This window comes from Pseudomonas sp. PB120, from assembly GCF_009761815.1.
Lineage (GTDB): Bacteria > Pseudomonadota > Gammaproteobacteria > Pseudomonadales > Pseudomonadaceae > Aquipseudomonas.
This window is the reverse complement of sequence record NZ_RWIN01000129.1, coordinates 1-9,065: the sequence shown is the minus strand read 5'-3', so window position 1 is coordinate 9,065 and position 9,065 is coordinate 1. Positions and strand designations below refer to the sequence as shown.

Sequence of the window (9,065 nt, the reverse complement as noted above, 5' to 3'; positions counted from 1 at the left end):
GATGGCGGTGTGTCAGTTGAAGTTTTTTCGACTGGCACACCGCCATCGCGAGCAGGCTCGCTCCCACATTTGGTTTTGTGTTGCCCCTAACCCCCTAAAGCGCCATCTCCAACTCGGTTTCCTTGGCAAAGCGATGGACTTCACGCTGCCCCGCCGCAGTGATGTGCAGCGCCCGCGAATCGCCGGGCAGGCTCAACCATCCCGATTGCATGAACAACTGCAACAACGCAGCCCCCAATGCCCCGCCCATGTGCGGGCGTCTTTCGCTCCAGTCAGGACACGCGCACGCGACGCTGCCGTTGCGATGAGCCAGTGCCTGGATGAACACACCGCGTGCGGCCAGATGCGTGGAGCCCTTGTGCGTGATCATGACCCGCTGATCAAACTGCTCGATCCAGCCAGCCTCCAGCAAACGCTGATAAAGATCGGCCGCCACTGTGCCACCCAGATGATCGTCGCACAGCCTTGCGCGCAACAATGACGACGGAGCCGTCTGCGGGTTGGCGGGAGCGACCCTGCGTTTGAAGATGTCCGGGACGTCCAGCGGCTTGCTGGCCAGGGTGGCGCTGGCCAATGCTTCTATCGCGGCACCGACTTCAGGAGCAGAAAGCCGGAAGAATCGTTTACGCCCGCGGGGCTCGAGCTTCAACAGGCCTCCGGCCAGCAAACGCGCCAGGTGGGCACTGGCCGAAGACGGTGACAACCGGGCCAACAAGGCCAACTCGTCGGTTTCCCGTGCCGTGCCGTCCATCAAGGCCCACATCATTGCGCTGCGCTTTGGGTCAGCCAGCAACGTGGCAATCTGGCTGATGCAAGGTGCATGTTCCATGTATTCACTCCCTGTTGAATCGTTTCGTCTACTGCTCTCAGACATCTTGACCAGTAATGTGCCGTCAGCCAACACGGGGAAACCGCCATAACCCCGGCAAAGCGTTCCACTCACATCGACCGTGCGTATTTGAGGCGAGCGCTAGTATAGGCGGGTTGATCGCCGGTTCCTGCCCTCGGGAATCCAAGGGTGGTGATAGTTCCTGAGGGAAATTTCTCTATTTGCCTGCGACTAATGATCATCGCCTGATAAAGGCGGATATTGACTACTCAACTGGGCGCATCGGCTGGCAAGCATTTCCCGCAACAGGTTCACCGGCTTACTCAATTGTGCGCGATGGGCGCACAGCAGATTCAGCGGAGCGCGCTCACACAGCAACTCCGGCATCAGGACTTTCAATCGGCCCGCCAGCACATCGGCCGCCACATCGAGCCAGGATTTGTAAGCGATCCCGGCACCCGCCACCGCCCACAAACGCACGACATCGGCATCGTCGCTGAAGCGATCACCGCTAACGGTCAGGCTGACCTCGCGTTTGCCGTCGTGAAAACTCCAGTGGTCATGGACCCGGCTGCCGAGCATGAACAACAGGCAGTTGTGCTGCGCCAGTTGCTCCAGCTGTCGCGGCTCGCCGTGCCTGGCCAGGTAACTTGGCGCGGCACACAACACGCGGCGGTTATGCGCGGCGATGGGCAGCGCCACCAGGCTTGAGTCTTCCGGCTCGCCATAACGCAGGGCAATGTCCACCGGTTGGCGGAACAGATCGGCGATGCGGTCACCCAACAGCAGCCGCACGGTGAGCTTCGGGTGCTCGCGCTGGAACTCGTCCAGCCATGGCAGCAGCAGATTGCGGCCAAAGTCCGACGGCGCCGACAACTGCAAAACCCCGCTGACCTGATCCTGGCCGCTGGCCAACAGCCGCCGACCTTCATCCAGATTGCTCAAGGCCGCCCGGGCGTATTCGAGAAAGCCTTCGCCTTCGGCGGTCAGGCGCAGACTGCGGGTGGAACGGGCGAGCAAACGGGCGCCGAGTTGCTGCTCAATGCGCTTCAACGCCGCGCTGGCCACCGCCGCCGACATGTCCATCCCCCGCGCGGCGGCCGACAGGCTGCCCAGGTCCGCAGCCCGGACAAACAACTGCAAGTCATCGAAACGCAGCATCTTCAGCCTCGATTATCAAAAAAATATTGAAAGAGACTGCTCTTTTAGCGGGTTTTATCTTGCTGAGAAATAGCTAATCATCTACCCCATCAAAATCATCATGCTTGCGGAGTCGACCATGTCCCAGCCTTTCACCGCCATTGCCACGCTCATTGCCAAAGCCGGCCAGCAGGACGCTCTCGAACAGCATCTGCGTGCGCTGCTCGAACCCACTCGCGCCGAGGCCGGTTGCGGCCAATACGACCTGCACCAGGACCTCGCCAATCCACTGGCCTTCTACATGATCGAACAGTGGAGCAGTGACGAAGCCTTGCAAGCGCACGACGCCAGCGCACATATCCAGCACTTTCGCGCCAAGGCCGGTGACTTTCTTGAGCACTTCGAACTCAAGCGTCTGCGCTCCGTAGCCTAATCCCTTCTTCTATTACCGCTCAGGAATCCCACATGAAAGCCATTGCCTATTACGCCTCGTTGCCGATCAGCGACGAAAAGTCCCTGCAAGACATCGAACTGCCAGAACCGGTGGCCGGCCCGCGTGACTTGTTGGTGGAAGTCAAAGCCATCTCGGTCAACCCGGTGGACACAAAGGTCCGACAGAACGTCCAGCCTGAAGGCGGCGTGGCGAAAGTGCTGGGCTGGGACGTGGCCGGCGTGGTCAAGGCTGTGGGCAGCGAAGTGACGTTGTTCAAGGCCGGCGACAAAGTCTTCTACGCCGGTTCCATCGCCCGCGCGGGCGGCAACAGCGAGTTGCATGTGGTGGATGAGCGCATCGTCGGCCATATGCCGAAGACCCTCGGTTTCGCCGAAGCCGCCGCCCTGCCACTGACCGCCATCACCGCGTGGGAGTTGCTGTTCGAACGCCTGCAGGTAAAGGAAGGCCAAACCGATGAAGGCCAGAGCCTGCTGATCGTCGGCGCGGCCGGCGGTGTCGGTTCGATTCTGACGCAGCTCGCCAACCAGCTCACCGGGCTCAAGGTCATCGGCACCGCGTCCCGCCCACAAACCCAGAGTTGGGTGCGTGAACTCGGCGCCGACCTGGTGATCGATCACAGCCAGCCGCTGAGCGAGGCATTGAAACGTGCAGGCGTCGAACAGGTGACCCATGTCGCCAGCCTGACCCAGACCGATCAGCACCTGGATCAACTGGTCGAGGCGTTGGCGCCGCAAGGCAAACTGGCGCTGATCGATGATCCGAAAACGCTCGACGTGACCAAGCTCAAACGCAAGAGCCTGTCGCTGCACTGGGAGTTCATGTACACCCGTTCGCTGTTTGAAACCACGGACATGATCGAGCAGCACACACTGCTGAACCGCGTCGCAGAACTGATCGATGCCGGCACGCTGAAAACCACGGTCGGCGAGCATTTCGGTTCGATCAATGCAGCGAATCTGCGCCGCGCTCATGCGCTGCTGGAAAGCGGAAAGTCGAAAGGCAAGATCGTGCTTGAGGGCTTCTGAAACAGATTGATACAAGTGTCGTCCGAAAGGACGACACCGTCAGTCCGAGAGTTGACCCTTGTCACAATTGCGATCGTATTCAGGTCTACAATCGAAACCTCTGCGATGCAATCTTTTACAAAAGGAGGTCAGCAATGAAGATCCTGATAAAAGAAATGGCAAAATCCCAGTGGCAGGTTCGTCTGGACCAACACGCGGTGACATTCCGTAGCGAAGCCGAAGCACGCGCCTTTACCCGTACGCTTGAAGCGCGACTTTACGCCCCTCATCAAATTCCCGACCGCCAACAGCGCGCTGCTGGCTGAGCCCGTCTTCACACCTGGGCTTGCGCCAGCGTCCGGGTATTCTGCAAACGCCGGGTGAGCATCGCCACGCTCACCACCAGAATTGCGCACAGGCTGATGACCATGGCCATCGGCATGGCGCTGCCGTCATACAAAACCCCCACCAGCGACGCCGCCCCGGCCGCGACGCTGAATTGCAGGCAACCGAGCATCGCCGACGCACTGCCGGCGCGGGCGCCCTGCCCGTTCATGGCGCAGGCCGAGGCGTTGGGCAGAATGCAGCCGAGGCTGGAGATACAGATAAACAGCGGAATCAGCAGCGGCCATAACCGCTCGGTGTGCAGCGAGCTGACCGCCAGCAGCGTCAGGCCTGCGGCCAGGTAGACCCACACCGCGCGCGCCAGCAAAAACGCCGGGCCACGCTTGGCCAGCAGTCGTGCATTGACCTGCGCGGTCAAAATGAAACCCGCCGCGTTGATGCCGAACAACCAGCCGAAATGCTCGGCCGGCACCCCATAAAGTTTGATGAACACGAACGGCGAACCGGCGATGTAGGCAAACATCCCGGCGATGGCGACGCCACCGGTCAGGGCGTGACCGAGGTACACCCGATCCGACAACAGGCGACCGTACTGACGCAGCGATCCCGACAGCGGCGGGCGAGGCAAGTGGGCCGGCATGCTTTCCGGCAAACCGAGCGCCACGGCCAATGCTGCCATGCCACTGAAAGCGGTCAGTACGACGAAGATCGACTGCCAGCCCGTGGTGTTGACCAGCAACCCGCCGAGCATCGGTGCGAGAATCGGCGCCAGCCCCATGACCAGCATCAACTGCGAGAAGACTTTGGCCGAGCCCACCGCATCGCATTTGTCACTGACGATCGCCCGCGAAATCACCATCCCCGCGCAACCGCCCAGCGCCTGCACGAAACGCGCGCCGAGCAACCATTCCAGGTTCGGCGCATAGGCACAGGCCAGGGACGCGGCGGTGAACAGGCCGACGCCCGTCAACAAGGGAATGCGTCGCCCAAAACGATCCGCCACTGGGCCGTAGGCCAACTGGCCAATGGACAGCCCCAGAAAATACGCCGCCAGCGTCAGCTGAATGTGCTGCTCATCGGTGCCGAAGGCCAGCGCTATTGCCGGGAAGGCGGGCAGATAGAAGTCGATCGCCAGCGGACCGAAAGCGCTCAGGGCGCCAAGAATCAAAATGGTGCGGAAGTTCATCAGGCATCCAGGGGACAAAGTCAGCTTGGCCGACAGTCTAGCCGCGCAGGGAGGGCTTGAACATTCAGATAGCTCGCTAACTATTAAAAACCTTTGCGGGAGTGAGCCTGCTCGCGGTCGCGGTGTAGCAGCTGCCGAGGCACGAGGCTGCGTTGGGTCGCGTAGCGGCCCCGGAGGGCGGTCCTGCGGACACGCAACGCAGCCTCGTGCCTCGGCAGCTGCTACACCGTTATCGCAAGCTCACTCCTATAGAGGGATTCCCACAGGGAGATAGAGTTTTGCCTCAGGCAACTTTCACTTCATAGCCTTCTTCACTGATAGCAGCAATCACCTGCTCCACCGTCAACGCACTCTCGACGCCGACTTCCTTGGCCGCCAGATCGACCCGCACACTGGCGGCCGGATCCCGGGCCTGTACAGCTTCAGTGATGGCCTTGACGCAGTGACCGCAGGACATGCCTTGAACGTTGAACACTTGCATGGAATGACTCCTTGAGTAGGGTTGCGAGCAGTCTCGAGCTTGCCACCATGGCAAGGTCAAGTTCTGAAGTGAGCTGCCGGGCTGGCATTCGGCGTCGCGCTCGGCCAAGCTGCGTACATCAATGACTCGACATCAGGAGATTCAGCCATGCGCTGGTCAGCTCTCAGCCTGTTTGGCTTCCTCAGCCTTTTCGCCGCCGTCCCTTCGGTCAATGCCAACGGGGAGGATTATGGCGTGCTGATCATTTCCCGCGAACGCCTGGAAGTGTCGACCAGCTGCGAGATCGGCGTGTACATCCAGGATCAGCTGTCAGCCCGACTGTTCCAGGAGCAAAGCACGTCGTTCAACCTGCCGCCGGGCAATGTCTCGCTGCGCCTCAAATTGCTGCCGGGCCAGGCACCGGGTTGCAACCCGGGCATGCTGGCACCGGGGTCGCAGAACATCGTGCTCAAGGCCGGGGATGTGTTGAAGTTCCGGATTGCGATGACGCAGGAAGGGATGTACCTGAAGCAAGCTGCGCTCGATTATTGACCCGGACTTAGGGTAGGAGTGAGCCTGCTCGCGATGCGGTGTTTCAGTTGTGGAGATGTCGACTGATACACCGCTATCGCGAGCAGGCTCACTCCTACATTGGTCTGCGGTGACAAATGGAATGGCGCTTGACCTTGCCAGCATGGCAAGGTTGATCCTGTAGGCATCTTCTACAGGGAGCGCGACCGATGTCCGAATCCACCACGTTTGATCTACCGATTGCCGGCATGACCTGCGCCAGTTGCGCGGGGCGTGTCGAGCGAGCCTTGAGCAAAGTCATCGGCGCCACGGCGGTCAGCGTCAACCTGGCCACCGAGCAGGCGCGGGTTCAAGCACCCCGCGACAGCCTGCCGGCCTTGATGGACGCCGTGCAGCAGGCCGGTTACAGCGTGCCGCAGCACAGCCTGGAATTGAGCATCGACGGCATGACCTGCGCCTCCTGCGTCGGCCGGGTCGAACGGGCGCTGGCCAAGGTGCCTGGCGTGAAGAGCGTCAGCGTCAACCTGGCCAACGAACGCGCCCACCTCGAACTGCTCGGACAGATCGATCCGCAAACTCTGCTCACTGCCGTGACCAAGGCCGGTTACAGCGCCAGCGTTTGGGAAACCGAACACCCGCACACCGACCCTCAGCAACAACGCCTGCACCGTGAACGCTGGACCTTGATCCTGGCCATCGTCCTCGCGTTGCCGCTGGTGTTGCCGATGCTGCTGCAACCGTTCGGCGTGCACTGGATGTTGCCGGCCTGGGCGCAATTCGCGCTGGCCACGCCGGTGCAATTCATCTTTGGCGCACGCTTTTATGTCGCCGCCTGGAAAGCCGTTCGCGCCGGTGCCGGTAATATGGACCTGCTGGTCGCCCTCGGCACCAGCGCTGGTTATGGCTTGAGTCTCTACGAATGGGCGACCGCTGCCGGGCGCATGCCGCACCTGTATTTCGAAGCCTCGGCGGTGGTCATCGCCCTGGTCCTGCTGGGCAAATACCTGGAAAGCCGCGCCAAGCGCCAGACCGCCAGCGCCATCCGCGCCCTCGAAGCCTTGCGCCCGGAGCGGGCGATTCAGGTGATCGACGGCCGCGAGCACGACGTCGCCATCAGTGCGTTGCGTCTCAATGACCTGGTGATGGTCAAACCTGGCGAACGCTTTCCGGTGGACGGCGAAGTGATCGAAGGCCAGAGCCACGCCGACGAAGCGCTGATCAGCGGCGAAAGCCTGCCCGTGCCCAAGCAACCCGGCGACAAGGTGACCGGCGGCGCGATCAACGGTGAAGGTCGGCTATTGGTTCGCACCTTGGCGCTCGGCGCGGAAACCGTACTGGCGCGCATTATCCGCCTCGTCGAAGACGCCCAAGCGGCAAAGGCGCCGATCCAGAAACTGGTGGATAAAGTCAGCCAGGTCTTCGTGCCGGTGGTCTTTCTGTTGGCTGTGGCGACCTTGATCGGCTGGTGGCTATACGGCGCGCCGCTGGAAACCGCGTTGATCAATGCCGTTGCGGTGCTGGTGATCGCCTGCCCTTGCGCCCTCGGGCTGGCCACGCCCACGGCGATCATGGCCGGCACCGGCGTTGCGGCGCGTTACGGGATTCTGATCAAGGACGCCGAAGCCCTGGAACGTGCCCATGAAGTGAGCGCGGTGGTGTTCGACAAGACCGGCACGCTGACCTCGGGAAAGCCGCGTATCGCGCATTTGAGCGCCATCGACGGTGATGAGGCCGCCCTCCTGCAAATGGCCGGTGCCCTGCAACGGGGCAGTGAGCATCCACTGGCGAAAGCGGTGCTGGACGCTTGCGCCGAACGCGGTCTGAGCGTGGTCGACGTCAGCGACAGTCAATCCCTGACCGGCCGTGGCATCGCCGGTACGCTCGACGGTCGGCGCCTGGCATTGGGCAATCGTCGGCTGCTGGAAGAGAGCGGCATGAACGCCGGGCCCTTGGCCGACTCCGCAACGGCGTGGGAAACCGAAGGCCGGACGTTGTCCTGGCTGATCGAGCAAACTCCGGCTCCAACAGTCCTCGGCCTGTTCGCCTTCGGTGACACCCTCAAGCCCGGCGCGCTGCAAGCCGTGCAGCAGCTGAACGCGCGCCACATCAGCAGCCATCTGTTGACCGGCGACAATCGCGGCAGCGCCAAGGTGGTCGCCGACGCGCTCGGCATCAAGGATGTCCACGCCGAGGTACTGCCGGCCGACAAAGCCGCCACGGTCGCCGAACTGAAAAAGACCGGCGTGGTGGCGATGGTCGGCGATGGCATCAACGACGCCCCGGCCCTGGCTGCGGCCGACATCGGCATCGCCATGGGCGGCGGCACCGATGTTGCCATGCACGCGGCGGGCATCACCCTGATGCGCGGCGACCCACGGCTGGTGCCGGCGGCCCTGGAGATCAGCCGCAAGACATACGCCAAGATCCGGCAAAACCTGTTCTGGGCCTTCGTCTATAACCTGATCGGCATTCCGCTGGCGGCCTTCGGGTTTCTCAACCCGGTGCTGGCCGGTGCGGCGATGGCCTTGTCGAGCGTCAGCGTGGTGAGCAATGCGTTACTGTTGAAAACCTGGAAACCCAAGGACCTGGAGGACAACCGATGAACATCGGCCAAGCGGCCCGCCACAGCGGCCTGAGCGCAAAGATGATCCGTTATTACGAATCCATCGGATTGCTCAAGGCGGCCCATCGCACCGACAGCGGTTACCGGGTGTACGGCGACGATGATTTGCACACGCTGGCGTTTATCAAACGCTCCCGTGATCTGGGTTTTTCGCTGGAAGAGGTCGGCAAGTTGCTGACCCTCTGGCAGGACCGCCAGCGCGCGAGTGCCGATGTGAAGGCCTTGGCACGCCAGCACATCGACGAGCTGAATCAGAAAATCCGCGAACTTGGCCAGTTGCGCGACACGTTGCAGGACCTGGTCGAACACTGCCAGGGCGACCACCGCCCGGATTGCCCGATCCTCAAGAACCTTGAGTCGGGATGTTGCGCCGGACCAGCTTCTGCCTGACAGACAAGTAACTTCCTGTGGGAGATCAACTGTGGGAGCGAGCCTGCTCGCGATAGCGGTGGGTCAGTCGATACTTATGCCACTGGCCCACCGCTATCGCGAG

General features: G+C 61.9%; 10 protein-coding genes. 6 read left to right on the top strand and 4 right to left on the bottom strand.

All coding sequences use genetic code 11. The features are described 5' to 3' along the window. Window positions 1-94 precede the first annotated feature (94 nt). Window positions 95-829: a helix-turn-helix transcriptional regulator gene (locus tag EJA72_RS23580; protein WP_157714308.1), complete on the bottom strand. Its 735-nt coding sequence runs from the start codon at window positions 827-829 to the stop codon at window positions 95-97. A 231-nt stretch (window positions 830-1,060) separates the two neighbouring features. Beyond that, window positions 1,061-1,990 (bottom strand): LysR family transcriptional regulator, encoded by a 930-nt coding sequence (locus tag EJA72_RS23575; RefSeq protein WP_157714306.1) that lies wholly within the window; start codon window positions 1,988-1,990, stop codon window positions 1,061-1,063. A 118-nt stretch (window positions 1,991-2,108) separates the two neighbouring features. Between EJA72_RS23575 and EJA72_RS23570 the strand changes: the two genes are divergently transcribed. The 3 genes from EJA72_RS23570 (at window position 2,109) to EJA72_RS29000 (ending at window position 3,753) form a co-directional block, all read left to right on the top strand. Continuing rightward, window positions 2,109-2,402, top strand: coding sequence for a putative quinol monooxygenase (locus EJA72_RS23570; protein WP_157714304.1), 294 nt, complete (start codon window positions 2,109-2,111; stop codon window positions 2,400-2,402). A gap of 32 nt (window positions 2,403-2,434) precedes the next feature. Continuing rightward, window positions 2,435-3,448 carry a zinc-binding alcohol dehydrogenase family protein gene (locus EJA72_RS23565; protein ID WP_157714302.1) on the top strand — a complete coding sequence of 338 codons (1,014 nt, stop codon included), beginning with the start codon at window positions 2,435-2,437 and terminating at the stop codon, window positions 3,446-3,448. Window positions 3,449-3,582: 134 nt separating this feature from the next. After that, window positions 3,583-3,753: a hypothetical protein gene (locus EJA72_RS29000; RefSeq protein WP_178129551.1), complete on the top strand. Its 171-nt coding sequence runs from the start codon at window positions 3,583-3,585 to the stop codon at window positions 3,751-3,753. 8 nt (window positions 3,754-3,761) lie between these two features. On the opposite strand, the gene EJA72_RS23560 is transcribed toward EJA72_RS29000, so the two are convergent. After that, window positions 3,762-4,958 carry a multidrug effflux MFS transporter gene (locus EJA72_RS23560; RefSeq protein ID WP_157714300.1) on the bottom strand — a complete coding sequence of 399 codons (1,197 nt, stop codon included), beginning with the start codon at window positions 4,956-4,958 and terminating at the stop codon, window positions 3,762-3,764. 283 nt (window positions 4,959-5,241) lie between these two features. Further along, a complete protein-coding gene (locus EJA72_RS23555; RefSeq protein ID WP_157714297.1) occupies window positions 5,242-5,439 on the bottom strand; it encodes a cation transporter in 198 nt (65 codons plus the stop codon). 147 nt (window positions 5,440-5,586) lie between these two features. Here EJA72_RS23555 and EJA72_RS23550 point away from each other — a divergent pair, with 147 nt between their 5' ends. The 3 genes from EJA72_RS23550 (at window position 5,587) to cueR (ending at window position 8,962) form a co-directional block, all read left to right on the top strand. Next, window positions 5,587-5,970, top strand: a complete 384-nt coding sequence (locus tag EJA72_RS23550) for a hypothetical protein (RefSeq protein ID WP_157714295.1) — start codon at window positions 5,587-5,589, stop codon at window positions 5,968-5,970. Window positions 5,971-6,158: 188 nt separating this feature from the next. Next, a complete protein-coding gene (locus EJA72_RS23545) occupies window positions 6,159-8,552 on the top strand; it encodes a heavy metal translocating P-type ATPase (RefSeq protein WP_157714293.1) in 2,394 nt (797 codons plus the stop codon). Further along, window positions 8,549-8,962 (top strand): Cu(I)-responsive transcriptional regulator, encoded by a 414-nt coding sequence (cueR, locus tag EJA72_RS23540; RefSeq protein ID WP_157714291.1) that lies wholly within the window; start codon window positions 8,549-8,551, stop codon window positions 8,960-8,962. Before EJA72_RS23545 ends, cueR begins: the two co-directional genes overlap by 4 nt. The last annotated feature ends 103 nt before the right edge of the window (window positions 8,963-9,065 follow it).